The sequence below is a fragment of the Paraburkholderia lebeckiae genome (assembly GCF_050436225.1).
GTDB classification, from domain to species: domain Bacteria; phylum Pseudomonadota; class Gammaproteobacteria; order Burkholderiales; family Burkholderiaceae; genus Paraburkholderia; species Paraburkholderia tuberum.
Window position 1 is genome coordinate 4,139,562 of sequence record NZ_JBNDLU010000002.1, and the last position, 25,913, is coordinate 4,165,474.

Sequence of the window (25,913 nt, forward strand, 5' to 3'; positions counted from 1 at the left end):
GGATGTATGAAACGCAGATCAGCACGACAGCTAGTCCGTCTTCTGGTGGACCTTCGACATGCGGCCCATTGCAGTTCGCTGCGCGCGGCCGCGACCAGTCGGATGATGGCGCTGGCAGCCGCCGAGGCTGCCGAGGGCGACGCCACTCGCGACGACGACAGTCCCGAATCCACGCGCGATGCGCAGCGCGACAAGCTGTTCCGGAGCAGATCATGAGAGCCGCGAGCGAACGGTCGTTGCGGTTTCTGGTCGAGAAGTGGCTTTCGCCATCGCCGGCCGAGCCGATTCACGTGACGGAGTTCAGCCGCACGCGCGCGGGCGGGCGGCGATATGTGCGGGTGGAGACGTCGTCGGAACAGGGCGGGCGGGGATTGTTCTTCTTTCGCCACGACGACGGCTGCTGGTGCGTGTTTCCGCCAACCGCCGATACGCCGAGCCTATTCGCTCATCCGCGCGCGGCTTAGTTGGGAAGGGGCAAGACGCCTGTCGGCGCGCAATCGCGCATCGCGAACCGGGCGTCGGCGTCGAATCGTTTTATAACGCTGTAAATCACGACACTTGCGGCACACGCTGCCGGGCGCGTTTCCAGCCCGGCAGTACCTGACACACGATCAATCCCGCGAGCATCAGCGCACAGCCGAACAACGCGCGAGTCGTCAGCGTTTCGCCGAGGACGAGCCAGCCCGCGAACGCCGCGAACACGCCTTCCATGCTGAAAATCACCGCCGCATGCGAGGGCGCCGCGTAGCGCTGCGCGACCACCTGGATCGTATACGCGACGCCCACCGATAACGCGCCGCCGTACGCGATCGTCGGCGCGGCTCGCGCAATTATCGCGGCGCTAAAGGGTTCGACGGCAAGGCCGATCGATAGACACACGAGCCCACAGGTCACGAACTGCACGAATGCGAGCATCAGCGTGTCGTGGCGAGCCGCGAAGCGGCCGACCAGCATCATCTGCGCGGAAATCACCAGCGCCCCGGCGAGCTGATACCAGTCGCCGTACAGCATCGAAAAGTGCTCGTCGACGCTCAGGAAGTACATGCCAACGGCCGCCAGTAGCGCGCCAAGCCACGTACCGAGGCCAGTCCGGTGGCGAAACAGCACGCCAAGCAGCGGCACGATCACCACATACAGCGAACTGATGAAGCCCGCGTTCGCGATCTTCGTGTACTGCAGGCCGATCTGTTGCAGCGAGATCGACACAGCCAGCACGACGCCCAGCAGCCCGCCCGCGCCAAGCAGTTCGCGGGCTGCGCCGGGCGCGCGCTTCGTCAGCTCGGCGAGCGCCGCGCGGCGCATGCAGACGATCATCGTCAGCACGACGAGTGCGCCGAGCAGAAAGCGCAAGCCGGTGAACAGGAACGGGCCGATCGTATCGAGGCTCAGTCGCTGTGCGACGAACGCGGAGCCCCAAATCATCGCGGCGATCAGCATCAGCACGTTCGCGCGCAGGTGTTGGCGGGTATCGGGATTCAAGATTTCTTCTGATTTGTCTTTGGATCGCGCTGGGAAGCCGCGCAGGCGCGCCACGCGGTGCTCAGCCGGTAAGGAATCGCTGACATGATACGCGGGCCTCGCGCGCCGGGCAGGCAAAGCCCGCGTGTCGCGCGATAATCGCGCAAGGGCCGTGCGGTCGCCGGCCTGCGGATCGCGGTGATCAAGCGACTTGCGGATCCGACCGCGATCCCCCGCTCCTTCCACGAGCAAACGAAATGGACGACAAGGACTGGATCGCGGGCGCCGCGAAGGCGCTCGCGATCATCGAAGCATTCGACGAAGAGCACGCGCGCATGACGCCAACGATGGTCGCCGCGCGCGCCGGCCTGTCGCGCACGGCTGCGCGCCGCTATCTGCTGACGCTGCGCGAGCTCGGCTACGTCGACACCGACGGCAAGCTGTTCTGGCTCGCGCCGCGCGTGCTGCGGCTCGGCCAGTCTTACCTCGATTCGGCGCGGCTGCCGCGCACCGTGCAGCCGTTCCTGCAGCGGATTACCGCGACCGTGCAGGAAACCGCGCTGGTCGCGATCCTCGACGAACACGACGTCGTCTACGTCGCGCGCAACGGCGTGAATCGGGCGATGGCGGTCGGCTTCGTGACCGGCTCGCGCGCACCGGCGCCGTTATCGTCGGCGGGGCTCGTGCTGCTCGCGTTCCAGCCACCCGACAGCATCGACCCGTGGCTCGCGTCGTATCCGATCAAGGTTTTCACGCCGTACACCTATTCGACGGTCGAACGGCTCAGAGAAGTGCTTGGCGAAATCCGCCGCAACGGCTACGTGGTCACCGACCAGCAGTTGGAGATCGGTGTGCGCGGCGTCGCGGTCCCGCTGCGCGACCGGCACGGTACGGTGGTCGCGGCGATCAGCGTCAGCATGCCGATCGGCGAGGAGTCGGCGAACGCCGCGCTGCACCGCGTTTTGCCGGCGCTGCAGGAGACCGCGAGCCTGCTGCGGAACCTGGTTTGAGCGCCGCGAAGCGGTCGGCGAGGCGCGAGGGCGGCGGCTTCACGGGGACCTGGTAGGGTCTCCGCTGCGGCTTGCAGGTAGATGAAAGCACTCTGAAAGCAGGCTGTCTCCCGGAAAATACATATCGAGTTTTGCGCATGACAAACCGCCTACGCCTGGGTAATACTCTCCCGCGGGGAGCACAAGGCACCTCGAAGTCCAGCCGCTCTACCGTGCAGCTGTATTCATTCACATTGACTCAGTCGTCTGGTTTGGGGATCAACACATGAAAAAAGTTATCGTCTCGCTCGCAGCCGCTTCGATCGCACTCGTTTCCGTTCAGGCTTTCGCGCAGGCATCGGATGCCGCTGCTATGGAAGCGGCAAGCGCACCGAAGAAGCACCACATCAAGCAGTTGAAGACCCACGGCAAGAAGGCACACGTTTCCGCCGCAGCTTCGGCAGCAGGCACGAACGACAAGGGCGCGCAGAACTAAGCCAACGCGCGCTCGTCGGGCGCGACATAGCGCTGCGCCGCACCGTTTGGCGGTCGGTGCAGCCGGTGGCGGCAGATGCGTTGCCAGCAAAAAGGCCAGAGCTCGCGCTCTGGCCTTTTTGCTTTTGCGGCGGATTTTGCGCGCGGGAAGATCAGCCCGCGAGCCCGCGCCGGATCACTTCATCCAGCAGCCCGTTCAGGCCGTCCGGATGACTGGCGGCGCGCGTTTTCAGCTCCTCCACCAGCTCGCCGTTGAGCTTGCACGCAAACGGGACGAGGCCTTGCGCCTGATCGAGCTTGCGCTGCTCGCGCCGGTCGATCTTCGGCTCGGTCGCCGCGTTCTTGCCACCGCGGTTAGCGGTCGCCTGTTTCATCGCGTTGCCCAGTTTCAGCGCCTTGTTCTTTTCAAGGTCGGTTTTTTTCATCATCGGAAAGGCCTCTGCCAAATAGATCAACCCGCATTGTACGCAAGCGCGGGGCGTCAGCCGACACGGTCCGGTGCGCCGGCGGAGACGCTGTCCATCAACGCGCGCATCCTCTGCCAATGCGTGCCTTCCCAGAACACGCGTCGGCATACATCGCAGGTCACGAAGCGGCTGTGCCGCTGCAGCACGCCGCGCGGCACGCGCGGGCCGGCTTCCTCGCGTGCGATGCGTCGCAGCGGCGCGTTGCATACGAGGCATAGTCGAAACGGTTGCGCGCTGCGCGCGAGGTCGAGCCGCTCGAACACTTCGCGCAGCTGCTCGCGCGGCCGCAGCGCGCGCACGTAGCAGCCATGCGTGATGTTGCGGCGTTTGAGCAGCTCGCGGTCGCGGGTCAGCACGATGCGCTGCTGCGCGGCGGCGAGCGCCTCGATATCGGCGTCGGGAAAGTGGTTGTCGTACAGCGTATCGAAGCCCGCAAGCCGTAGAAGCGGCGCGAGGCCGCCGAGATGCGCATCGGCGATGAAGCGCATCACGCGCAACGGACGCTCGCGCACGCGCAGCAGCGGCTGGATGTCGAGCGCTTCGAATTTCGGATAGACCGCGACGCGGTCGCCGTCGGCGAGCGGATGATCGAAACCGACCGAGTCGCCGTTCACCAGTATCAGCTCTACCTCGGTATGCGGCACACCGAGCACTTCGATCATGTGCTTGGTCGATGCGCCGCGCGCGCAGACGCAGGTGAACGCGCGCCGGCGCAGCGGCCGGGCGATGAAGTCGTTCAGCTCCTCGTAGAAGCGGAATGTCGCGGTGACCATGCCTGCAGTATCGCACCGCTCGGGTTGCGCGTTGTGCTGCGCTTGTCGCATGAGTGTGCTCTACTTCAGGTTCTTTAGAAGACGGAGCGATAGATGGACATCGGTTTTATCGGTCTCGGCGAGATGGGCGCCGCGATGGTTGCAAACATTCTGAAAGCCGGGCACCAGGTGCGCGTGTGGAACCGCTCGCCGGAAAAGGCCCAGGAGCTGGCCGGGCTGGGCGCGCAAGTCGTCGCGACGCCGGCTGAAGCGTTTGCGGGCGACGCCGTGTTCTCGATGCTCGCCGACGATGCCGCGCTGCGCGAAGTCATCACCGCGTCGTTGCTCGAACATGCGCCGCGCGGGCTGATCCACGCGAATATGGCGACGATTTCCGTGGCGCTCGCCGAGGAACTGGCGACCGCGCACGCGTCGCGCGGCGTGCATTACGTCGCCGCACCGGTGCTCGGGCGGCCCGACGTCGCGGCCGCGGGCAAGCTGACGATCGTCGCGGGCGGCCCGGCCGAATCGATCGACCGGATCCAGCCGATTTTCGACGCACTCGGCCAGAAGACCTGGCGCATCGGCTCGCTGCCGCAGCAGGCGAACGTGATGAAGCTGGCCGCGAACTTCATGCTCGGCGCGGCGATCGAGACGCTCGGCGAAGCGGCCGCGCTCGTGACGGGCCACGGCCTCGTGATGCAGGACTTCCTCGACGTGATCACGAGCGGCCTGTTTCCGGGACCGGTGTACTCCGGCTACGGCAAGCTGATCGCCGAGCAGCGCTTCGAGCCGGCGCTGTTCAAGGCGCGTCTGGGACTGAAGGACGTGCGCCTCGCGCTCGCCGCCGCCGATGCGGTGACGACGCCGATGCCGGTCGCGAGCGTGGTTCGGGACAGCCTGATCGAGGCGATCGCGCACGGCGACGGCGAGAAGGATTTCGCGGTGCTGGGTCAGGTCGCGACGCGCCGGGCTGGCCGCTGACGGCGCTGTCGATCGCCGGACGCCAGCGATCGACGCTACGTGGCCGCAAGAGTCGCGCTGGGCGGCAAGGCATAATAGCCGCCCGATCCCCTACACCCGATTTCGATGACTCTGCATACATGGTGGCTGTTCGCCGCCACCGTTTTCGTCGTTTCCGCGATTCCCGGTCCCAACATGCTGCTCGTGATGACGCACGGCGCCCAGAACGGCCTGCGTCGCGCGAGCGCGACGATGGCCGGTTGTCTGTCGGCGCTGGTGCTGATGCTGGCCGTATCGGCGGCGGGGCTCGGCGTGTTTCTGGCGGCATGGCCGACCATGTTCAACGCACTGCGCATGATCGGCGCGGCCTACCTCGTGTATCTAGGCATCAAGGCATGGCGCGCGCCGGCCGACGAAACCGCCGCGCACAACGTCGACGACCTGGCGGCCAGGCCCGCGCGCTCGCGCTTCGCGCTATTTCGCAACGGCTTTCTGGTCGCGAGCAGCAATCCGAAGGCGATCCTGTTCGCGGCCGCGCTGCTGCCGCAATTCATCGATGCAACCCAGCCGAAGTTGCCGCAGTTCGGCGTGCTGCTCGTGACGTTCGCGTCGATCGAGGTCAGCTGGTATCTGGTGTATGCGGGTTTTGGCACGCGCATCGGCGCCAGGTTGAAGAGCCGCAGCGTCGCGCGGATGTTCAACCGGCTGACGGGCGGTGTATTCGTCGGTTTCGGCGCGATGATGGCGCTGGTGAGGCACTAAGCACCGCGCGTGTCGGCAGACAAGGGAAAACTGAGCCGTCCCAATGTGACCGTTGTATGTTTGCAACATCGAGGGTCAACCCTAATTTGCATGTTGCAACGCACCAAGCGGTTTGCTATAGTTCGTCTTGTCTCCTCCATGTCTCCTCTGATATGGATTCAGCCCGCCAACCTAGGCGGGCTTTTTTTGCCCGGAATTCGCCGCGCGCCCAAAGCGGCGCCGCGACCGCGGAAAATCAGATTCAGCACTTATACGACACGGCGACCGCGAAGCTGCGGCCGTTCGTCGGCGTCGGCGTGTCGCGTCGATATTCAGCTGAACGATTTCACCGCTGCCGGCGCCGCCGAGGTAAATGCTTTTGACGATGTGCGCGGTGTCGGGGCACAGCGTCGCGGTGCTAGCGCTGGGCGTCGGCGCACCTTGCGTACCGCAACTCGCTGCGCCGGTGTGACGGAGCCCGGATTGTCGGCTTTGCCGCTGTCGCAAGCGATAAGAAAAGGTGCTGTGGCAATAGCCATTGCCAGGCCGCGAGTTGTGCCCTGCGACATGCTGCTGTCTCCCTTTATTTAATTGTGCGGAGTCATTTTGCAGTGCATTTATTCGCTGTCAGTTGAAGTGGCAATCTAAAAATATCGATTCAAACAGCACGAATTTCAGCGCACGCACTGCACGGGCATGCGCGGCCTTGTTAAACGGAAAAGGATTTTTCACGCTGAACGCGGCATCGTTGTTTCGCCAATACGCTTGCTGGACAAGCGTCGCGGCAAAAAGGCTCTATCATCCTGGCACGCCCATTCGCAAAAAAATTCGGAGCTTCCTATGCGCGGAAAACAATTCAGTGCGATGTAACTAGAGGAATGAATTGCCGACTCGAGTGAAGAATCCGATTTTTATTTCAGGTAATTCGGACGACTACCAGGCAGAAATGTGTTGTATCAATTTTAATGTGCGGGCTTTAAAACAAAAAAGCCGGTCTGTGAAGACCGGCTTTTTTTCGTGGCACCGCGGATGCGGGTCGACTCGCCTAACGCTTCAAACCGGTGTCTTCGGCCGCGCCGATCGCGAGATTCATGCACTGGATCGCCGCACCCGACGCGCCCTTACCGAGATTGTCCAGCCGCGCCACGGTCACGAAGCGCTCTTCGTTGCCGAACACGAACAGGTCGACGCGGTTGGTGTCGTTGTTCGCCTGCACGTCGAAGAAGCCGTTGTCGAGACTCGCGTCGGCGCTGAACGGCGCGACGTGCACGAACGCTTCGCCCGCGTAGTATTCGGCGAACTGAGCCTGCACGTCCTGCGGCGTCGTCTTCTTCGCGAGCTGTCCCGGCGAGAAGTACGTGGTGACCGCGAGGCCCTTGTAGAAGTCGCCGACGATCGGCGTGAAGATCGGCGCCGACTTCAGGCCCGTATGCGTGGCCATTTCCGGCAGGTGCTTGTGCGTGAGGCCGAGCGCGTACGGGCGCGGGCTCCTGAGTCTGTCGTTGCCGCCGGCTTCGTAGTCGGCAATCATCTTCTTGCCGCCGCCGCTGTAGCCAGTGATCGAATAGGCGTGCGCGGCGAACTCGGGTGCGACGACGCCGCCTTCGACGAGCGGTCGCATCGCGAGCACGAACGCCGAGGCGTGGCAGCCCGGCACGGCGATGCGTTTGGCGGTGCGCAGGCGCTCGCGCTGCGAGCGAGCCAGCTCGGGCAGGCCGTAGGCCCAGTCGGGCGAGGTGCGGAACGCGGTGCTCGCATCGATCAGCACCGTGCGGTCGTTCTCGACGAGCGAGGCCGACTCGCGCGAGGCGACATCGGGCAGACACAGGAAGGTGACGTCCGACGCGTTGATGAGACGACGGCGCTCGTCCAGGTCCTTGCGCTTCGCTTCTTCGATACGCAGGATTTCGACGTCGGCGCGCTGCGACAGGTATTCAAAAATTTTCAGGCCGGTCGTGCCTTCCTGTCCGTCGACAAAAACTTTCGTGCTCATCTCAATCTCACTCGCTGGAAACGGGGCGCGACGCCGCGCCGGAACGTTATTTTAAGACCTCATCGCCGCGACCGTGCGGTGCAGCGCGAAAAAACGACGATGCGCGCACAACGTGACGTCGGCGTGACCCGTTGCGCGGCGAATGCGGGCTGATGACCGAAGATTAACCGCAAATGGGCCGCCACGTCGTTTCGGCGCCGTTCAGCCACTAGCCGCGCGCCGCTACCCGCGCGGCGCGATCCAACGCGCGGTGACACCCGCAATGCGCGCGCCGAACAGGCGCGCGGTTTCGAGATCGCCCGGCGGCGGCGCTTCGTCGGGCGACGCATCGGCCGCCGATTGCGTAAGCAGTCCGGTAAAGCCGCCGACGAAGTTCAGATCGTTGCGCGTCGCGGCCTTCGTGTTCGACGGCATCATGCCGGTGCCGGCCCAGATCATGCTGTGCTGCATCGCCAGTGTGACGAAGTACTGAATGGTCGAGAACTTGTCGCCGTTCATCGTCGCCGAGTTCGTGAAGCCGGCTGCGATCTTGTCTTTCCACGCCTGCGCGAACCACGGTTTCGAACTGGCGTCGGCGAACTTCTTGAAGTCGGCCGACGGACCGCCCATGTAGGTCGGCGCGCCGAAGATCAGCGCGTCGGCGGCGGCGAGTTCGTCCCACGAGGCGTCGTCGAGGTCGCCGACCGGCATCATCTTCGCCTGCGCACCGGCTTCCAGCGCGCCTGCGAGCACGGCTTCGGCGACCTTCTTCGTGTGGCCGTAGCCACTGTGATAAACGATGACGATCTTCGACATGAAGTGCTCCAGCAAAGCGATCGGGAAGGCGAACGGCACAAGCCAGGCGATGCGGCGCGGCGGCGCCCCATGACGACCGCGATGGCCGCCACTAGCGCCCATAATTGACCACCAGCCGCGCGCTGCCGATCGCGGCCGTGCCGATCTCGTGATCGAACATCAACGCGGGACGTCCTTGCGCGAGACGCAGATCGGCCGAGTTCAGCGCGTACACGGTGATGATATAGCGATGCGGTTTGCCGGGCGGCGGGCACGGGCCGCCATAGCCGTCGGTATCGAAGTCGTTGCGCCCTTCGACCGCGCCGAGCTTGCGCAGGAAACCGGACGAGCTCGCATTCTCGGGCAGGCTGTCGACCGTGGCGGGGATGCCCGCGACCGCCCAGTGCCACCAGCCGCGCCCCGGCGCGTCCTCGTCGAACATCGTGATCGCGAAGCCGCGCGTACCGGCCGGCGCGTCGCGCCATGAGAGCTGCGGTGAACGGTTGCCGCCCTTGCAGTCGTTCCGGTCGAACACCTGCGCATTCTCTACGGTGCCGCCCGCGCGCACGCTCGCGCTCGTCAGCGTGAACGGCTCGTCGGCCCGCGCACCGGCGCTATGCGCTGCGAATAGCGCGAGCATCGCGCCGACGGCGAGCGATCGATGCCGCCAAGATGAAGCCAGCGAAACAACCAGGCAACGCACGGGCATATGCCGGTTCTCCTGTCAGGGTGCGAGGCGCGGGTCCTCGCGACGGTCGTTGTCCTGAATTGTGCCCCAAGGTCGAGTCAAGTCTAACACCAGCGCTGATTAGCTCTGCGACGCAATATGTTCGCGTCCCGCGGAATTCGCAGACAGGAAATCAGCTATAGTAAGAGGGTTGTCGCGCGATCCTGACTGTATTTGACTCGTTTTAATAGCGAGCGTCGAAAGCAGTGTTAGAAGTTGTGGAGACCGGTTTATCCGTCCAGAGGAGGGCGATGCAAGTTTCACTCAGGGTCGTGGTGGCAGACGATCATCCGGTTATTCTGTTTGGCGCTGAAAATGCGCTGCTCAAATTTCCCGGTATGCAAGTCGTTGGGCGTGCAAGGCAGTCGACTGAACTTATCAAATTGTTGCAATCCACCGAATGCGACGTGCTCGTCACCGACTTGGCCATGCCGGGCGGTCAGTACGGCGACGGCTTGCAACTCATCGACTATTTGCGCCGCAATTTCCCGAATCTACCGATCGTCGTGCTCACCATGCTCGAGAACGCCGCATTGCTCAAACGGCTCAAGGAACTTGGCGTGACGTCGGTCGTGAACAAATCGGACGATCTCAGCCATATTGCGCTTGCGGTACAACACGTGGGCCGTCGTATGACCTATATGAGTCCGTCGGTGAAGGCGGTGCTCGATGGGTTGCGGGTCAATTCAGCCGGCAAGCGCGACGACTCGAAGCTGTCGCGGCGCGAACTCGAAGTCGTGCGCCTGTTCGTATCGGGTATGACGATCAAGGAAATATCGGGGCGTTTGAATCGCAGCATCAAGACGATCAGCACACAAAAAAACGCGGCCATGCGCAAGCTCGGAATCGATCGCGACTCCCAACTATTCCAGTATGCGCAGAGCAATGGTTTGCTGAATCTTTCGAGTATGGACGTCGCGAACCAGTCCTGATATCGGGCCTCGTTTCGTCCGCCGGGTAATCGGCGATAAACAATCGGCGATAAAAAAAGCCGCCTGTCTCGCAACGGGCGGCTTTTTCATTCGATCCGCATAAAGCGGCTACGTTTTTATTGTCACTGCCTTACCGCGATGGCTTTATTGCGGCGTGGACGTCGCACCGCCATGTGCAGCGGACCACTCGGCCGGCGCATGCAGGAATTTCTCCACTTCGTCGATCGTCTTCGTGTCGAAGTAGTTGTTCTGCTTCGCGACGCGCAGCACGTCCCACCACGTGGCGAGCGCGTGCAGATCGACGTCGATGTCTTTCAGCACCGACACGCTTTCCTTGAAGATGTTGTAGTGGAACAGCACGAAGCAGTGGTTCACCGTCGCGCCGGCGGTGCGCAGCGCGTTGATGAAGTTGATCTTGCTGCGGCTGTCGGTCGTCAGGTCTTCGACGAGCAACACGCGCTGGCCTTCGGTCAGCAGACCTTCGATCTGCGCGTTGCGGCCGAAACCCTTCGGCTTCTTGCGCACGTACTGCATCGGCACCATCAGGCGGTCGGACAGCCATGCCGCGAACGGGATGCCCGCGGTTTCGCCGCCGGCGACCGCGTCGATCTGCTCATAGCCGACGTCGCGCAGGATCGTCGCTTCGGCCATTTCCATCAGGCCGCGGCGCACACGCGGATACGAGATCAGCTTGCGGCAGTCGATATACACCGGGCTCGCCCAGCCGGACGTGAAAATATACGGTTTCTCCGCGTTGAAATGCACTGCTTGCACTTCGAGCAGCATCTTGGCGGTGGTGTCGGAGATCGTCTGGCGATCGAAGCCTGTCATGGGCGGATCCTTCGGAGTGAGCGGGGGAGAAGCGGGCGCCGGGCCCGGTGGCGCAGCAAGCGGGGTATGCCGCGCCATGCTGGGCGGAATACGCGGCCGGGGAAGAGCACAGACCGGCTTTTGCTGCGCGCGTGGGCGGCTATTTTACCTGAAATGGGTCGCACAGAGGAGGCCGTCATGCGCGGCGGCGCAGCCGGCGGGCGCTTTGGCGCGCGCACCGTCTTGTGACCTGGTGAGGCCGCCTTTACACTCACGCGACTTTCCCGGGACGCTTCCCACGCAGCCGCCTTCAGACCTACGGAATGCTTTCAATGAACGCCGCTCCACCCGCCTCCGCCTCCGCCACCGAAACCCGCTCCGCCGTCAAACCGGGCTATGCGGGCCGCGCGCTGCTTGCGTCGGTGCTGGGCTATGCGATGGACGGCTTCGATCTGCTGATTCTCGGCTTCATGCTGCCGGTGATCGCCGCCGACCTGCATCTGAGTTCCTCGCAGGCCGGTGCGCTGGTCACATGGACGCTCATCGGTGCCGTGGCGGGCGGCGTGCTCTTCGGCGTGCTCAGCGATTATTTCGGCCGCGTGCGCATGCTGACGTGGACGATCCTGATCTTCGCGGTGTTCACCGGCCTGTGCGCGCTCGCGCAAGGCTACACGGACCTGCTGATCTATCGGACCATCGCCGGGATCGGGCTGGGCGGCGAATTCGGCATCGGTATGACGCTGGTCGCCGAAGCGTGGCCGGCGTCGCAGCGGGCGCGGGTGTCGTCGTATGTCGGGCTCGGCTGGCAGCTTGGCGTGCTGGCGGCCGCGTTGCTGACGCCGCTGCTGCTGCCGGTGATCGGCTGGCGCGGCATGTTCGCGCTCGGGCTGCTGCCGGCGGTCGCGTCGTTCTTCGTGCGGCGCCGCGTCGAGGAACCGGCGCTTTTCGACCAACGCGTCGCGCGCGGCATGCGCAAGCTGCCGCTGAAACTGCTGTTCGTCGATGGACGCACGACGCGCGCGAGCCTCGGCGTCACGATCCTGTGCTCGGTGCAGAACTTCGGCTATTACGGGTTGATGATCTGGCTACCTAGCTATCTGTCGAAGACCTTCGGCTACTCGCTGACCAAATCGGGGCTGTGGACCGCCGCGACGATTCTCGGCATGGCGGTCGGCATCTGGCTATTCGGCATCGCCGCCGACCGCTTCGGCCGCAAGCCGACGTTCCTGTTCTACCAGGCGGGCGCCGTCGTCATGGTGTTCGTCTACGCGCAACTGACAACGCCGATGGCGTTGCTGATCGGCGGCGCGGCGATGGGGGTGTTCGTCAACGGCATGATCGGCGGCTACGGCGCGCTGATTTCGGAGCTCTATCCAACCGATGCGCGCGCCACCGCGCAAAACGTGCTGTTCAACGCGGGGCGCGCGGTGGGCGGCTTTGGGCCGGTCGTCGTGGGCGCGCTGGCGGCGCGCTACTCGTTCGGCGCGGCGCTCGCGCTACTGGCGTCGATTTACCTGCTCGACATCCTCGCGACCCTGGTTCTGATACCTGAGCGACGCGGCGTCGAACTCGACTGACCGCGTCGACGAAGCGCGTCCTTCAATCGCTTCGAATACTGCGAATACGTGGACCATGCGGCCCGCATGGCACCCCGTCGCGTGGCGGAAAAGCACATGGCCGGGTCGTGGCGACGCCGCGTCCTGAGCGCCTGTTTCGCTAATGGCGAGTCCTGTTAACCACTCAGTGCATCGACGCGTCCGGGGTGTACACTGATCGACCCGCGAAGCACTCCACATCGTCCGTCTTCGTCGAGGTAAGCCGTCGTGCCTGACCGGGCGCGTGCGAAAACCGCCTCGGCCGGCTATCCGTCCGACAGATGAAAGCGCTGCAACGGTGTGTGTCGCCGGGCCCAATCACTTACGTTTCGCAGGCCTAGAAATGGACGAACAACTCAAGCAAAGCGCTCTCGCATATCACCAGAATCCGAAACCTGGCAAGATTTCGGTGACGCCCACCAAGCCGCTGTCGAACCAGCTGGATTTGTCGCTCGCGTATTCGCCGGGTGTGGCGGCAGCCTGTATGGCAATTCACGAGGAACCGCTCGACGCGCAGAAGTACACGTCGCGCGGCAACCTCGTCGGCGTGATCACGAACGGCACCGCGGTGCTCGGCCTCGGCAATATCGGCCCGCTTGCCGCGAAGCCGGTGATGGAAGGCAAGGGGTGTCTGTTCAAGAAGTTCGCGGGCATCGACGTGTTCGACATCGAGTTGAGCGAATCCGATCCGGACAAGCTTGTCGAGGCGATCGCAATGCTCGAGCCGACGCTCGGCGGCATCAACCTCGAGGACATCAAGGCGCCCGAGTGCTTCTACATCGAGAAGAAGCTGCGCGAGCGTATGAAGATTCCGGTCTTCCACGACGATCAGCACGGCACCGCGATCATCGCGTCGGCGGCGATCCTGAACGGCCTCAAGGTGGTCGGCAAGAGGCTCGACGACGTGAAGCTGGTCTGTTCGGGCGCGGGCGCGGCGGCCATTGCGTGTCTGGATCTGCTCGTCAATCTCGGTCTGTCGAAGAAGAACATCCTCGTCGCCGACTCGAAGGGCGTGATCTACGAAGGGCGCGGCAACCTCGATCCGTCGAAGGAACGCTATGCGGCGCACACCGAAGCGCGCTCGCTCGCCGATGCGATCCGCGGCGCCGACGTGTTCCTCGGCTGCTCGAGCGCCGGCGTGCTAAAGCCGGAAATGGTCGCCGAAATGGGCTCGCAGCCGCTGATTCTCGCGCTCGCGAACCCCGAGCCGGAAATCCGTCCGGAAGAAGCGCGCAAGGTGCGCCCGGACTGCATCATCGCGACCGGCCGGTCGGACTATCCGAACCAGGTCAACAACGTGCTGTGTTTCCCGTTCATCTTCCGCGGCGCGCTCGACGTCGGCGCGACGACGATCACCGAAGAAATGAAGCTCGCGTGCGTGCGCGCGATTGCCGAACTGGCCGAGGAAACCGACCAGGGCGATGAAGTCGCGAAGGCCTACGAAGGCCACTCGCTCGAATTCGGTCCCGAATACCTGATTCCGAAGCCGTTCGATCCACGCCTGATCATCAAGATCGCGCCGGCCGTCGCGCAGGCCGCAATGGACTCGGGCGTCGCGACCCGCCCGATCCAGGACATGGATGCATACCGCGAACAGCTCGGCGCGACCGTCTATCGCTCGGGCATGGTGATGCGGCCGGTGTTCGCGGCGGCAAAGTCGGCACCGGCGCGCATCGTGTTCGCGGAAGGCGAGGACGAGCGCGTGCTGCGCGCCGCGCAGTTCGTGCTGCTCGAAAAGATCGCCAAGCCGATCCTGGTCGGCCGTCCGTCCGTGATCGAGATGCGTCTGAAGAAGATGGGCTCGAAGCTCAAGTGCGGCGAAGACGTCGAGATCGTCGATCCGGAAGACGATCCGCGCTATCACAAGTGCTGGCAGGCGTATCACGAACTCGGCGCGCGCGAAGGCGTGACGCCGGACGTCGCGAAGGCTGCGATGCGCAAGTTCAACACGCTGATCGGCGCGATCCTCGTGCGCCTTGGCGAAGCGGACGGCATGATCTGCGGCATGATCGGCCAGTACCACACGCATCTGAACTTCATCGAGCAGGTGCTCGGCAAGGCCGACGACGTCGAGAACTTCGCCGCGATGAATCTGCTGATGCTGCCGGGCCGCAACATGTTCATCTGCGACACGTACGTGAACGAAGTGCCGACCGCCGAGCAGCTCGCCGACATGACGATGCTCGCCGCGCGCGAAATCGAGAAGTTCGGCATCACGCCGAAGGTCGCGCTGCTGTCGAACTCGAACTTCGGCAGCGCGCCGTCGTCGTCGTCGCAGCGCATGGCCGCGGCGCGCAAGCTGATCACGCAACGCGCGCCGTCGCTCGAAATCGACGGTGAAATGCACGGCGACGCGGCGCTGTCGGAGACGATCCGCAAGGCCGCGTTCCCGGGCACGACACTCGCCGGCGAGGCGAATCTGCTGATCATGCCGAACGTCGAAGCGGCGAACATCGCGTACAACCTGCTGAAGGTCGTGGGCGGCGAGGGTGTGACGGTCGGACCGTTCCTGCTGGGTGCGGAAAAGCCGGTGCATATCCTGACGCCGGCCGCGACCGTGCGCCGGATCATCAACATGACGGCGGTCGCTTCGGCGAACGCGCGCAAGTCGGTGAACGCGAAGTAACGTGCGTCACGTGAGGTTGGCGCGGGCGCAGCAGTAACGCGCGCGCGGCGGCCCAGGCAGAAGCGCTACGGAACTGCGGTTCCGTAGCGTTTTTTTGCGCCTGAAAAAAAGCGGCGGTCCGTGCAGACCGCCGCTTTTCGGTTCAGCTGGGAGAGTCGATCAAGCCGCGTGCTGCGTCTTGCCCGCATTCGGCGAACGCCAACGCGCGAGCAGCTCGTTCCACTTGATGCGCACGCCTTTCAGGTTGTTTTCCTTCACATGCCCATAGCCGCGGATGCCGTCGGGCAGATCCGCTAGCTCGACCGCGAGATCGCGTTTCTGAGAAGTCAGCCCGCTGATCAGCTCACGCACCAATGCCTCGTATTCACCAATCAGCGCGCGCTCGGTGCGACGCTCCTCGGTGTTGCCAAATACGTCGAACGCGGTGCCGCGCAGGAACTTGAGCTTCGCGAGCACGTGCATCGCGCGGAACATCCACGGACCGTACTTCTTCTTAACCAGATGGCCGTGCGCGTCCTTCTTCGATAGCGTCGGCGGCGCGAGATGCAGGTGCAGCTTCCAGTCGCCTTCGAACGTCGTGTTCAGTTTTTCGATGAACGCCGGGTCGCTGTACAGACGCGCGACTTCGTATTCGTCCTTGTACGCCATCAGCTTGTGCAGGTTCTTCGCGACCGCCTCGGTCAGCGGCATTTGGCCGTCGGCGGCATCGAGCGCTTCTTCCGCGGCCCGCACCTGCGACACCAGCGCGCGATAGCGCTCCGCGTACGCACGGTTCTGCCAGGCCGTCAGATAGTCGGCGCGCTTGTCGATCAGCGTGTCGAGCGCCTTCGGCGTATGCAGCGCGATGATCTTGCCGCCCGCGCTGTCGGCCGGATCGCCGCGCCCCTGCGATTCCGCGAGCTTGCGCACCGCGGCCAGATCGTGCGCGGCACGCCGGCCCCATTCGAACGCCGCGAGGTTTTTCTCCACCTGCACATTGTTCAGCTCGATCGCTCGAATCAGCGACTCGTGCGTGAGCGGCACCCAGCCGCGCTGCCACGCATAGCCGAGCACGAACGGGTTCGTGTAGATCGCGTCGCCGAGCAGCGCGACGGCGAAGTGATTCGCGTCGACGGTCGAGACATTGTCATTGCCGGCCGCGGCGCGCACGTCGGCTTCGGTGCTGCTGCCGGGGAAGCGCCAGTTCGGGTTCTTGATCAGCTCGGCCGTCGGCGTATGCGCGCTGTTCAGCACGACGCGCGTGCGATCCGCGTGCATCCGCGACACGCATTCGTCGCTGGCGGTGACGATCGCGTCGCAGCCGATCACGAGGCTCGCTTCGCCCATTGCGATGCGGGTTGCGTGGATGTCGGCGGGCTGCTTCGCGATCTGCACGTGGCTCATCACGGCGCCGCCTTTCTGCGCGAGGCCGGTGACGTCGAGCACCGTGACGCCCTTGTTCTCGAGATGCGCGGCCATGCCGAGCAGCGCGCCGATCGTGACGACACCCGTGCCGCCGACGCCCGTCACCAGAACGCCGTACGGACGGTCGATGGACGGCAACTCGGGATCCGGCACCGGCGGCATTTCGGCGCCGGCGCTCGACGCCGCCTTCGGCTTGCGCAACTGGCCGCCTTCAACGGAGACGAAGCTCGGGCAGAAGCCGTTCACGCACGAGAAGTCCTTGTTGCAGGTCGACTGGTTGATCTGGCGCTTCGTGCCGTACTCAGTATCGAGCGGTTCGACCGACAGGCAGTTCGACTTCACCGAGCAGTCGCCGCAGCCTTCGCACACCGCTTCGTTGATCACGACGCGCCGTGCAGGATCGGGATACGCGCCGCGTTTCCTGCGACGGCGCTTTTCGGTCGCGCAGGTCTGGTCGTAGATCAGGATCGTGGTGCCCGGAACCTCGCGCAGCTGACGCTGCACGTCGTCGAGCTGGTCGCGGTGGTGAATGTCGACGCCGGGCGCGAGGCCGACGTTTGCCGCGTACTTCTCCGGCTCATCGGTGACGATGACGATCTTCGCCGCGCCTTCGGCGGCGAGCTGATGCGTGATCTGCGGCACGCTCAGCACGCCATCGACCGGCTGGCCGCCCGTCATCGCGACCGCGTCGTTGTACAGCAGCTTGTAGGTGATGTTCGCCTTCGACGCGATCGCCGCGCGAATTGCGAGCAGCCCCGAGTGGAAGTAGGTGCCGTCGCCGAGATTGGCGAACACGTGCTTGTCGTTCGTGAACGGCGCCTGGCCAATCCACGCGACGCCTTCGCCGCCCATCTGGCTGAACGTGCTGGTGCTGCGATCCATCCAGACCGTCATGTAATGACAGCCGATGCCGGCCATCGCGCGCGAGCCTTCCGGCACGTTGGTCGACGTGTTGTGCGGGCAGCCCGAGCAGAACCACGGCTTGCGCTCGACTTCGACGCGCGGCCGCGCGAGCGCCTTTTCCTTGGCCTCGATCACCGCGATGCGCGCGGCAATGCGGGCGCGCACATCCGATGGCAGATCGAACTTGTCGAGCCGCGTGGCGATCGCCTTCGCAATGATCGCGGGCGACAGCTCATAGTGCGCCGGCAGCAGCCAGTTGCCCATCGGCACCGACCATTCGCCGCCCGCGCCGTCCTTCTCGTCGAACTTGCCGAATACGCGCGGGCGCTGCGCGTCGGGCCAGTTGTACAGCTCTTCCTTGATCGCGTATTCGAGGATCTGGCGCTTTTCCTCGACCACCAGAATTTCGTCGAGACCGCGTGCGAAGGCCTGCGCACCTTGCGCTTCGAGCGGCCACACGCAGCCGACTTTGTACAGCCGGATGCCGATGCGCGAGCAGGTTTCGTCGTCGAGACCGAGGTCGGTCAGCGCCTGACGCACGTCGAGATAGGCCTTGCCGCCGGTCATGATGCCGAAGCGCGCATGCGGCGAATCGATTTCGACGCGGTCGAGTTTGTTCGCTCGGACGTAGGCGAGGCCCGCGTACCACTTGTAGTCGAGCAGACGCGCTTCCTGCACGAGCGGCGGATCGGGCCAGCGGATGTTCAGCCCACCGTCGGGCATCACGAAGTCTTCCGGCAGGATGATGTTGGTGCGGTGCGGATCGATATCGACCGATGCGGACGATTCGACCACGTCGGTCACGCACTTCATCGCGACCCAGAGGCCCGAGTAGCGGCTCATCGCCCAGCCGTGCAGGCCGAAGTCCAGATATTCCTGCACGTTCGACGGAAACAGCACCGGCAGGCCGCATGCCTTGAAGATGTGTTCGGACTGGTGCGCCAGTGTCGAGGATTTGGCCGCGTGATCGTCGCCGGCGAGCACGAGAACGCCGCCGTGCCGCGACGAGCCGGCCGAGTTGCCGTGCTTGAAGACGTCACCAGACCGGTCGACGCCGGGGCCCTTGCCGTACCACATCGAAAACACGCCGTCGTATTTGGCGCTCGGGTACAGATTGACTTGCTGCGAACCCCACACCGCGGTGGCCGCGAGGTCTTCATTGACGCCGGGCTGGAACACGACCTGGTGCGCGGCCAGATGCTTTTTCGCTTTCCAGAGCGACTGGTCGAGCCCGCCGAGCGGCGATCCGCGGTAGCCGGAGATGAAGCCGGCCGTGTTGAGGCCGGCGGCGCGGTCGCGTTCCTGCTGCAGCATCGGCAGACGCACCAGCGCCTGGATGCCGCTCATGTACGCGCGGCCGCGATCGAGGGTGTATTTGTCGTCGAGCGTGACGGAAGACAACGCGGCTTCGAGCGAGGCTCGCTGACCTGCGTCTAGCGGGGCATTCATTATGTGTACTCCTCCACTTCAGCTTGGGATCACCAAAACTTTTCTGGCCCCGGCATCTCGTGAATGCTGGGGCCGGGGTCGTCATATTGACGGGTTTTAAGCGATGGTAGCACTGGTGGAAACCCGCCGCAGCGGATCAAAAATCGCCCGCGCACGATCTGATTTCGGCCGGTTCCGCGACGAGTTGCCTACATGTTGTCAGCAGTTGTCGCGGATTTCCGCCGGAATGGAGTCGTATTGCGCCTGCGCGTGTAACAAGCTGTAAAACCTACAAATTTGCGGAACCGCAGTGAAAACCACTGTCTAACCCCGACCTGCGAGCGATGCCGAACGCCGCGCATTCTGTGCAGCTTCTGGACAGCAGGGCAGTTAGAAAAGGAGTACGCATGAACAAAAGAAACATCCAGACCTTCCTGATGGTTTCCGCCGCTTTCTTCGCGATGAGCGCGCCGGTGCGCTCGAATCCGGGCAGCACGGGGGCACTGTCGAACGCGATCGTCCGCACGGCGCGGATGGCGCCGGCGCGTCCGGGAACGGCGCGGGTCGACGGTGCGATCGGCAGCGACCTGTACAGGCAGAATTCATGACGCACCGCATCGCGCGCGTCTAATGACGACCGGCCGCCGTTCCGAAGAGAGCGGCGGCGTTGCAACGTAAAAGGGCGGGGATCCTGCGATCCTCGCCCTTTTTTCTGCTGCGCGCCGATCAGGCGCGAGTCTCCGTGGTCAGGTCTTGTCCTGTACGACGCCGCGGCGAATCTGATCGAGCTCGATCGATTCGAACAGCGCCTTGAAGTTGCCTTCGCCGAAGCCCTGGTTGCCCTTGCGCTGAATGATCTCGAAGAAGATCGGGCCGATCTGGTTTTCGGTGAAGATCTGCAGTAGCAGATCGTCCGGTGCGCCGTCGATCAGGATCTTGCGCTTGCGCAGTTCCTCGAGCGGCTCGCCATGATTCGGCACGCGTCGGTCGACGAGTTCATAGTACGTGTCGATCGTGTCGAGCAGTGAAATGTCCGATGCGCGCAGGCCGTCGACCGTGCGGTAGATGTCGCTGGTGCCGAGCGCGATGTGCTGGATGCCTTCGCCGTGGTACGCGTCCAGATACTCCTGGATCTGACCGGCGGTGTCCGAGCCTTCCTCGTTGATCGGAATGCGAATCTTGCCGCACGGCGAGGTCATCGCCTTCGACTTGACGCCCGTCACCTTGCCCTCGATGTCGAAGTAGCGCACCTCGCGGAAGTCGAACAGGCGCTCGTAGAACTCCGCCCACTCCTGCATGCGTCCGCGATGCACATTGTGCGTCAGGTGGTCGATATAGGTCAGGCCGTGGCCGACCGGGTTCGGGTTCGCGCCCGGAATCGGCTCGAAGTCGACGTCATAGATATCGATGTCACCGATGCTGTTCGGCGCCGTGCCGTTCTTGCCGCGCCAGCGGTCGACGAAATAGATCAGCGAATCGCCAATGCCCTTGATCGCCGGGATGTTCAGCTCCATCGGGCCGGTCTTGTTGTCGAAACCCCATGCGCCCTTTTCGAGCGCCTGGCTATACGCCTTCGCAGCGTCCTGTACGCGAAACGCAATCGCGCAGATCGACGGGCCATGCAAGCGCGCGAAGCGCTGCGCAAACGAATGCTTTTCCGCGTTGACGATGAAGTTGATGTCGCCCTGACGATACAGCGTCACGTCCTTATGACGATGCCTCGCGACGGCCGTGAAGCCCATCCGTTCGAACAGCTTGCCGAGCGCTATCGGGTCCGGCGCTGTGTATTCGATGAATTCGAAGCCGTCGGTGCCGACCGGGTTTTCCCAAGTAGAAACCTGCATTTTCTGTCTCCATCCCATGCAAGAGGGTTGCCGAGGCGCGCTGGTGGTGAGCGCGCGGGACGGTCGGCTGGGCGCGACCGGATAGGGCGAGTGTAGGACTGAGATGAAGGCAAATACTTGCGAACTTAATCGCGCGTCCCTACGCTTGAGGCAGTTTATGCCTTCATTCAACGGATGCGCGGCAGAACATGGCTAATAACGGGATAGACGCGATCGATCGACGCATTCTGACGATCCTTCAGGAGAATGGCCGGCTGTCGAATCAGGAGATAGCGGAACGGATCAATCTGTCGCCGAGTCCGTGCCTGCGGCGGATTCGCCGGCTCGAGGAAAGCGGCGTGATTCGCGGCTATGTCGCGCTGCTCGACGCGCAACGTCTCGGGCTTGACCTGCTCGCGTATGTCAGCGTGCGGCTGGAGAAGGGTGGCGGTCGCGCATTCAGTCCGCATGGCGAGGCCACGCACGCCGATCTGTTCGGCGCGGCCGTGCAGACGTGGCCCGAAGTTGTCGCATGTCACGCGATGACGGGTGAGATGGATTACCTGCTGCGCGTCCAGGTGGAGGACATGGCGCACTTTTCACGCTTCGTGCAGGATCAATTGCTGCGGCATCCATCGGTGATCGATGTGAAATCGAGCTTTTCGCTAGAAAGGATCAAGGAAACGACAGCGCTGCCCATTTTGTAGCTTCACGCGCACGGTCCTACGTGTGGCGTTGATTGGGTACAGACAGAAAAAAGGCGACCTTGCGGCCGCCCCATCTCATTTCCCCGTAGCGATTATTCAGGCAGCGACAGCCACCGGCATGAACGACTCGAACAGTCGCGATGCCTGGCGTGCGTGGCGCTTGAGCGCGTAATCGAACACGGCGGCCTGCTCCTGCAGCATTTCCGCGAGGATGCTCGACTGATCGGCCGGCGACAGCGTCAGATATGCGTCGGCTTCGCCATACGCGTACTCGATCTTCATGCCGGCCTTCCTGGCGATGTGCATCATGGTCGAATTGCGCGCCAGGCAGTGGATGTACAGCGTCGTCACATGCGTGTTGCGGCTGCGGATCGCGGCGCGCTCGAATAGCTTCGAGCCGATACCGATGCCGCGTGCGCTTTCGAGCACGGAGACGCCGAATTCGGCGGTGCGCTTGTTGCCTTCGGCCGGCAGGTAGGCCAGATGGCCGACGCCGCTCAGTTCCAGCTTGCTGTTGAACACGCCGAACACGGTGTCGCGCGTGAAGTCGATCGCGCGCACGTAGTTTTCGATCACATGATTCGGCACGACCTGGCCGAAGCGCAGCAGACGGTCTTCTTCGTCGAGCGCGAGGAAGTGAGCAAGCAGGCGTTCGCGATCGGCGGCGGTGAGTTCACGGACCAGAACGTGCGCGCGTCCAGCAGGCGGCAACGCGCGATCGTTCGACGCGATCGGCTTCGTGTTGCGATGGGTCAGCATGTTCATGGTCGGGTTCTCCTTTTAATCAGGCGGCGTTGTGCACCGCAAAACCGATTTTAACGGAAACCTAAGCCATTCCCTAGGGAAAACCCGTATCAAAAATCGAGGTGAATACCTGGAACGCTGGAGCCCTCAATTTAATTAATTGATTTTAAACATGAATTAAAACTGATCGCACGTTCGTGACACGATGCCGCATGGATTCCCTGCGCTGATTTATCTGGTCTGCATGTTGTTGCTTTGCAACATCCGTGCGCGGGTTGCGATCTGTTCAGACCGTCGTCTACCTGGCCGGCGCGCTGCCGAGACCATGCTCGACCATGCCGACCACCTGCTCGGCGAACTCGCGATAGCCCATCCGGCCGTCCGGCTTGAGCCACGTGAACGTCCAGTTGATCATGCCGAACACCATCATCGTCAGCGCGGTCTGGTTGTCGCGTGTCGCCCGTTCGGGATAGGCGCGCACGAGCTGCCGCGCGAAGGCGGCGACTACGTCGCGCTGACGGTTCAGGATGATCTCGCGCTGCGAATCGACCAGATACTTGACATCGTTCAGCAGCGCGACGTGCCGGCTGTGCGACGTCTCATACTCGGACAGGAACGCGCGGATCAGCTCCGCGAAGGTTTCACGCTCGCTCAGTTCGCGCCGCTGGCTCGATCCTTCCACCTCGGCGATGATCAGCATCAGGCGCTTCGTGTAGCGATCGAGCAGATCGAACAGGATTGCTTCCTTGCTCTCGTAATAGTGATAGAGGCGCGCTTTCGAGGTGCCGCTCGCCGCGGCAAGATCGGCCATCGACGTGCTTGGATAGCTGGTCTGCGCAAACTTCGCGGCGGCCAGTTCGAGAATCTGCTCGCGTTGAGTTTCGTGGTCGGGGGCTCGTGTGCGGGCCATGTTCGTCGGTTCTTATCTTATTGGGGTGAGCAGGGGGCGGATGCCGCGCGCAGTTCGAGCGAGCGCCATTCGTTCGCGTCGCCGCGCAGGCGGATGCGCCGCAGCGCCGCGAGTTCGCGCATGCGCCACAGCACGATGCTGTCGCTGACGAGGAACCACAACCCGGCGGTCATCACGTAGGCGGCGACGCGCGCGGCGGGCTGCCAGTCGTCGGTTGCGCGTTCGAGGATCAGCGCGTCGATTTCGGCAACGCTGCCGCTCGTGAAGGTGTTGGCACGCCAGCGCCGCGTCTCGCCGTTCGCCTGTTTGACCTCCTGCCATTCGAGCGCGAGCCGGCTGATGCGCAGCACGGAAATCGGCGCGGCGTCCGGCAGGTGTGTCTGCAATACGTCCGGCGCAAACATGCCGACCGATGTCGCGCGATCCTTGCGGGTATGCGCCCACGCTTGCGGATCGGTGAGGTCGGCAATCGACAGACGCACCTCGTTCAAACGTTGCGGGCTGTTGCGCACCAGGTAGCAGACGCGTCGCAGCATCAGTTGATCGGACGCGCTTTCGCCGTGCCACACCACGAGATTCGCGGTGCTGCTGGCGAGGCCGTCGAGCACCGCGGCCTGTTCGCGGAACTCGCGCACGAAGTCGCGTTGCGTGTCGGCGCTGACGCGTTCCCAGAAGTCGGCGCGCACGTGCGGAGCGTCGTCGACGCCGCGTAACGGGCCGACCGCCAGATCGTCCCGCAGCGGCTGCACGCGATCGTCGCGGCCCGCCTGGTCCAGCGCGGTACGCAGCGACTCGGCGGCGACATCGCCGTTGGTGAGGTGAATCGTGCTCATGGGCAAGGGCTTGCAGTGACGCCAGCAGCTGTAACAAAAAGAGGCCGCTCGCCGACTGGAACCCGATGTCCCGATCGATGAGCGGCCCCTAGTTTAAGCGGATCGCGAAACGGCCGAAAGCGGTGGCGGACGTCACAGGAGGGCAGTCCGTACCTAGCCACGAAAGCACTCGACTCAACGTTCGTCGTAACTGACGACGACCTTGTCGCTAACCGGATGACACTGACACGTCAGCACGAACCCGTCGCGGACCTCGTGTTCTTCGAGCGTGTAGTTCTTTTCCATCTTCACTTCGCCCTCGAGCACCTTCGCGCGACAGGTGCAGCACACACCGCCCTTGCACGCATACGGCAGCGCGAGACCGGCGCGCAGCCCGACGTCGAGCACGCTCGCGCCCTGATACGGCAGGCGCAGCTTGCGCCGCTTGCCGTCGAGCACGATTTCGAGGTCGGCAGCGGGGGTGTCCGCGGTGATCTCGACGGGCGGCACGCCCGCCTGCGGCAGCGGCGTGCCGAAGCGCTCGACGTGCACCTTGGCGGGCGGCACGCCGGCTGCCTTGAGCGCGGCCTCGGCCGCGTCCATCATCGGTGCGGGGCCGCAGACGAACGCTTCGTCGATCGCGTCCGCCGGCAGGAGCTGCTCGATGAACGCCGCGCATTTTTCCTGGTCGAGCACGCCGTTAAACAGCTCGACGTCCTGCAGGTCGTCCGACAGCACGTGATACAGCACGAAGCGGTTCATGAAGCGGTTCTTCAGATCCTCGAGCTCCTCGGCGAACATGATCTGGTCGACGCTGCGGTTGCCGTAGACGAGCGTGAAGGTGCTGCGCGGCTCGACTTCGAGCGTCGTCTTGATGATCGCGAGCACCGGCGTGATGCCCGAGCCGCCCGAGAAGGCGAGGTACTGCTGCCCCTGTTCCGCGTTCAGGTGCGTGAAGAAACGGCCGTCGGGCGTCATCACGTCGATCGTGTGGCCGGGCTGCAGCGTGTCGAACGCGAAGTTCGAGAAACGCCCGCCGCGCACGCGCTTGATGCCGATGCGCAACTCGCCGTCGCGATCGTAGTCGGTGACGCCCACGCAGATCGAATACGAACGGCGCGTTTCCTCACCTTCAATATGCGTCTTCAGCGTGACGAACTGGCCCTGCGTGAAGCGATAGTGGTCGCGCAGTTCGGGCGGGACTTCGAAGGCGACCGAGACCGCATCGGCGGTTTCGGGGCGCACTTCGCGGATACGCAGCGGATGGAATTGCGGGGTGGCCATATCAGTACGGTTTGAAGTAGTCGAAGGGTTCGCGGCAGTCGAGGCAGCGATACAGGGCCTTGCAGGCGGTCGAGCCGAATTGCGCGAGCCGCTCGGTGTGCGCCGAGCCGCAACGCGGGCAGCCTGGGGCCGGCAGCGCGCGCGGCACGAAGCGCAGGACTTTCTCCTGCGACGCTGACGTCGCGGCTGAACCGCAGTTGCCCGTCGGCGGCGCGATGCCGTAGACGCGCAGTTTTTCGCGGGCTTCGGCCGTGATCCAGTCGGTGGTCCACGCCGGCGCGAGCACGGTGGCGACGCGGTATGGCATGAGCTGCGCGGCCTCGAGCGCACGGCCGATGTCTTCGGCAATCTGCGACATCGCCGGGCAGCCCGAGTAGGTCGGCGTGATCACGACTTCGAGCGCGCCGTCGGCGGCGCGTCGCACGTCGCGCAGGATGCCGAGTTCGCGGATCGACACCACCGGGATCTCCGGGTCGGGTACCGCTTCGAGCACGGTCCATGCGCGGGTGAACGCGGCGTCGGTCGTGGCAGCGGCGGCGTTCGCGGGCTGCGGGGCGGTCGAGGTCGTCATCGCGT

The 25,913-nt window shown here is 63.9% G+C and carries 24 protein-coding genes and 1 pseudogene; 10 read left to right on the forward strand and 15 right to left on the reverse strand.

All coding sequences use genetic code 11. From position 1 onward, the window contains the following. The first annotated feature begins 212 nt into the window (after positions 1-212). A complete protein-coding gene (locus OKW45_RS33645; RefSeq protein ID WP_018418697.1) occupies positions 213-464 on the forward strand; it encodes a hypothetical protein in 252 nt (83 codons plus the stop codon). An 85-nt stretch (positions 465-549) separates the two neighbouring features. On the opposite strand, the gene OKW45_RS33650 is transcribed toward OKW45_RS33645, so the two are convergent. Further along, positions 550-1,479 (reverse strand): DMT family transporter, encoded by a 930-nt coding sequence (locus OKW45_RS33650; RefSeq protein ID WP_429473152.1) that lies wholly within the window; start codon positions 1,477-1,479, stop codon positions 550-552. Between the two features lie 236 nt (positions 1,480-1,715). Between OKW45_RS33650 and OKW45_RS33655 the strand changes: the two genes are divergently transcribed. Together OKW45_RS33655 and OKW45_RS33660 are read left to right on the forward strand one after the other, a co-directional pair. Then, positions 1,716-2,468 (forward strand): IclR family transcriptional regulator domain-containing protein, encoded by a 753-nt coding sequence (locus tag OKW45_RS33655; RefSeq protein WP_018418696.1) that lies wholly within the window; start codon positions 1,716-1,718, stop codon positions 2,466-2,468. A gap of 265 nt (positions 2,469-2,733) precedes the next feature. After that, positions 2,734-2,943: a hypothetical protein gene (locus OKW45_RS33660; protein ID WP_429473153.1), complete on the forward strand. Its 210-nt coding sequence runs from the start codon at positions 2,734-2,736 to the stop codon at positions 2,941-2,943. A 151-nt stretch (positions 2,944-3,094) separates the two neighbouring features. Here OKW45_RS33660 and OKW45_RS33665 read toward each other — a convergent pair whose 3' ends face one another. Beyond that, entirely contained in the window at positions 3,095-3,370 is a 276-nt protein-coding gene (locus tag OKW45_RS33665) for a hypothetical protein (protein ID WP_018418694.1), read from the reverse strand. Between the two features lie 53 nt (positions 3,371-3,423). Beyond that, a complete protein-coding gene (locus tag OKW45_RS33670; RefSeq protein ID WP_018418693.1) occupies positions 3,424-4,182 on the reverse strand; it encodes a Mut7-C RNAse domain-containing protein in 759 nt (252 codons plus the stop codon). 93 nt (positions 4,183-4,275) lie between these two features. Between OKW45_RS33670 and OKW45_RS33675 the strand changes: the two genes are divergently transcribed. Further along, a complete protein-coding gene (locus OKW45_RS33675) occupies positions 4,276-5,145 on the forward strand; it encodes an NAD(P)-dependent oxidoreductase (RefSeq protein WP_018418692.1) in 870 nt (289 codons plus the stop codon). Positions 5,146-5,250: 105 nt separating this feature from the next. Then, positions 5,251-5,886 (forward strand): LysE family translocator, encoded by a 636-nt coding sequence (locus OKW45_RS33680; protein ID WP_429473154.1) that lies wholly within the window; start codon positions 5,251-5,253, stop codon positions 5,884-5,886. Positions 5,887-6,183: 297 nt separating this feature from the next. Here the strand turns inward: OKW45_RS33680 and OKW45_RS33685 are convergent. The 4 genes and pseudogenes from OKW45_RS33685 to OKW45_RS33700 form a co-directional block, all read right to left on the reverse strand. After that, a pseudogene (locus OKW45_RS33685) lies at positions 6,184-6,434 on the reverse strand (DUF2957 domain-containing protein); the annotation flags it as partial. A 476-nt stretch (positions 6,435-6,910) separates the two neighbouring features. Beyond that, positions 6,911-7,858 (reverse strand): N-acetyl-gamma-glutamyl-phosphate reductase, encoded by a 948-nt coding sequence (gene argC / locus OKW45_RS33690; protein ID WP_429473156.1) that lies wholly within the window; start codon positions 7,856-7,858, stop codon positions 6,911-6,913. Between the two features lie 222 nt (positions 7,859-8,080). Then, positions 8,081-8,653: a flavodoxin family protein gene (locus OKW45_RS33695; RefSeq protein ID WP_026225500.1), complete on the reverse strand. Its 573-nt coding sequence runs from the start codon at positions 8,651-8,653 to the stop codon at positions 8,081-8,083. A 91-nt stretch (positions 8,654-8,744) separates the two neighbouring features. Continuing rightward, the gene (locus OKW45_RS33700; protein ID WP_429473157.1) at positions 8,745-9,341 is read right to left on the reverse strand and encodes a YbhB/YbcL family Raf kinase inhibitor-like protein; all 597 of its coding nucleotides are present in this window, start codon (positions 9,339-9,341) and stop codon (positions 8,745-8,747) included. Between the two features lie 269 nt (positions 9,342-9,610). Between OKW45_RS33700 and OKW45_RS33705 the strand changes: the two genes are divergently transcribed. Continuing rightward, a complete protein-coding gene (locus tag OKW45_RS33705) occupies positions 9,611-10,291 on the forward strand; it encodes a response regulator (RefSeq protein ID WP_018418687.1) in 681 nt (226 codons plus the stop codon). Positions 10,292-10,435: 144 nt separating this feature from the next. Here OKW45_RS33705 and OKW45_RS33710 read toward each other — a convergent pair whose 3' ends face one another. Continuing rightward, positions 10,436-11,122, reverse strand: coding sequence for an orotate phosphoribosyltransferase (locus tag OKW45_RS33710; protein ID WP_018418686.1), 687 nt, complete (start codon positions 11,120-11,122; stop codon positions 10,436-10,438). A gap of 311 nt (positions 11,123-11,433) precedes the next feature. Between OKW45_RS33710 and OKW45_RS33715 the strand changes: the two genes are divergently transcribed. Together OKW45_RS33715 and OKW45_RS33720 are read left to right on the forward strand one after the other, a co-directional pair. Then, positions 11,434-12,678 carry an MFS transporter gene (locus OKW45_RS33715; protein WP_429473159.1) on the forward strand — a complete coding sequence of 415 codons (1,245 nt, stop codon included), beginning with the start codon at positions 11,434-11,436 and terminating at the stop codon, positions 12,676-12,678. Between the two features lie 361 nt (positions 12,679-13,039). After that, positions 13,040-15,322 carry an NADP-dependent malic enzyme gene (locus tag OKW45_RS33720; protein ID WP_429473160.1) on the forward strand — a complete coding sequence of 761 codons (2,283 nt, stop codon included), beginning with the start codon at positions 13,040-13,042 and terminating at the stop codon, positions 15,320-15,322. Between the two features lie 159 nt (positions 15,323-15,481). On the opposite strand, the gene OKW45_RS33725 is transcribed toward OKW45_RS33720, so the two are convergent. Continuing rightward, entirely contained in the window at positions 15,482-19,078 is a 3,597-nt protein-coding gene (locus OKW45_RS33725; protein WP_429473161.1) for an indolepyruvate ferredoxin oxidoreductase family protein, read from the reverse strand. A gap of 386 nt (positions 19,079-19,464) precedes the next feature. Here OKW45_RS33725 and OKW45_RS33730 point away from each other — a divergent pair, with 386 nt between their 5' ends. Beyond that, on the forward strand, positions 19,465-19,665 hold the full coding sequence (locus OKW45_RS33730; protein ID WP_429473162.1) for a hypothetical protein: 201 nt from the start codon (positions 19,465-19,467) through the stop codon (positions 19,663-19,665). 138 nt (positions 19,666-19,803) lie between these two features. Here the strand turns inward: OKW45_RS33730 and hppD are convergent, their stop codons facing one another. Next, on the reverse strand, positions 19,804-20,901 hold the full coding sequence (gene hppD / locus OKW45_RS33735) for a 4-hydroxyphenylpyruvate dioxygenase (protein WP_429473163.1): 1,098 nt from the start codon (positions 20,899-20,901) through the stop codon (positions 19,804-19,806). 188 nt (positions 20,902-21,089) lie between these two features. Between hppD and OKW45_RS33740 the strand changes: the two genes are divergently transcribed. Then, positions 21,090-21,587, forward strand: coding sequence for an Lrp/AsnC family transcriptional regulator (locus OKW45_RS33740; protein WP_018418679.1), 498 nt, complete (start codon positions 21,090-21,092; stop codon positions 21,585-21,587). A gap of 96 nt (positions 21,588-21,683) precedes the next feature. Here the strand turns inward: OKW45_RS33740 and OKW45_RS33745 are convergent, their stop codons facing one another. From OKW45_RS33745 to paaD, 5 genes are all read right to left on the reverse strand, one after another. Then, complete coding sequence (locus tag OKW45_RS33745; protein ID WP_018418678.1) at positions 21,684-22,352, reverse strand: GNAT family N-acetyltransferase; 669 nt, start codon at positions 22,350-22,352, stop codon at positions 21,684-21,686. Between the two features lie 277 nt (positions 22,353-22,629). Next, positions 22,630-23,241 (reverse strand): TetR/AcrR family transcriptional regulator, encoded by a 612-nt coding sequence (locus tag OKW45_RS33750; RefSeq protein WP_018418677.1) that lies wholly within the window; start codon positions 23,239-23,241, stop codon positions 22,630-22,632. Positions 23,242-23,258: 17 nt separating this feature from the next. Further along, positions 23,259-24,074 carry a DUF1835 domain-containing protein gene (locus tag OKW45_RS33755; RefSeq protein WP_429473164.1) on the reverse strand — a complete coding sequence of 272 codons (816 nt, stop codon included), beginning with the start codon at positions 24,072-24,074 and terminating at the stop codon, positions 23,259-23,261. 174 nt (positions 24,075-24,248) lie between these two features. Next, positions 24,249-25,337: a 1,2-phenylacetyl-CoA epoxidase subunit PaaE gene (paaE, locus tag OKW45_RS33760; RefSeq protein WP_429473165.1), complete on the reverse strand. Its 1,089-nt coding sequence runs from the start codon at positions 25,335-25,337 to the stop codon at positions 24,249-24,251. Between the two features lies 1 nt (position 25,338). Then, positions 25,339-25,908 (reverse strand): 1,2-phenylacetyl-CoA epoxidase subunit PaaD, encoded by a 570-nt coding sequence (gene paaD / locus OKW45_RS33765; RefSeq protein WP_018418673.1) that lies wholly within the window; start codon positions 25,906-25,908, stop codon positions 25,339-25,341. Between the last annotated feature and the right edge of the window lie 5 nt (positions 25,909-25,913).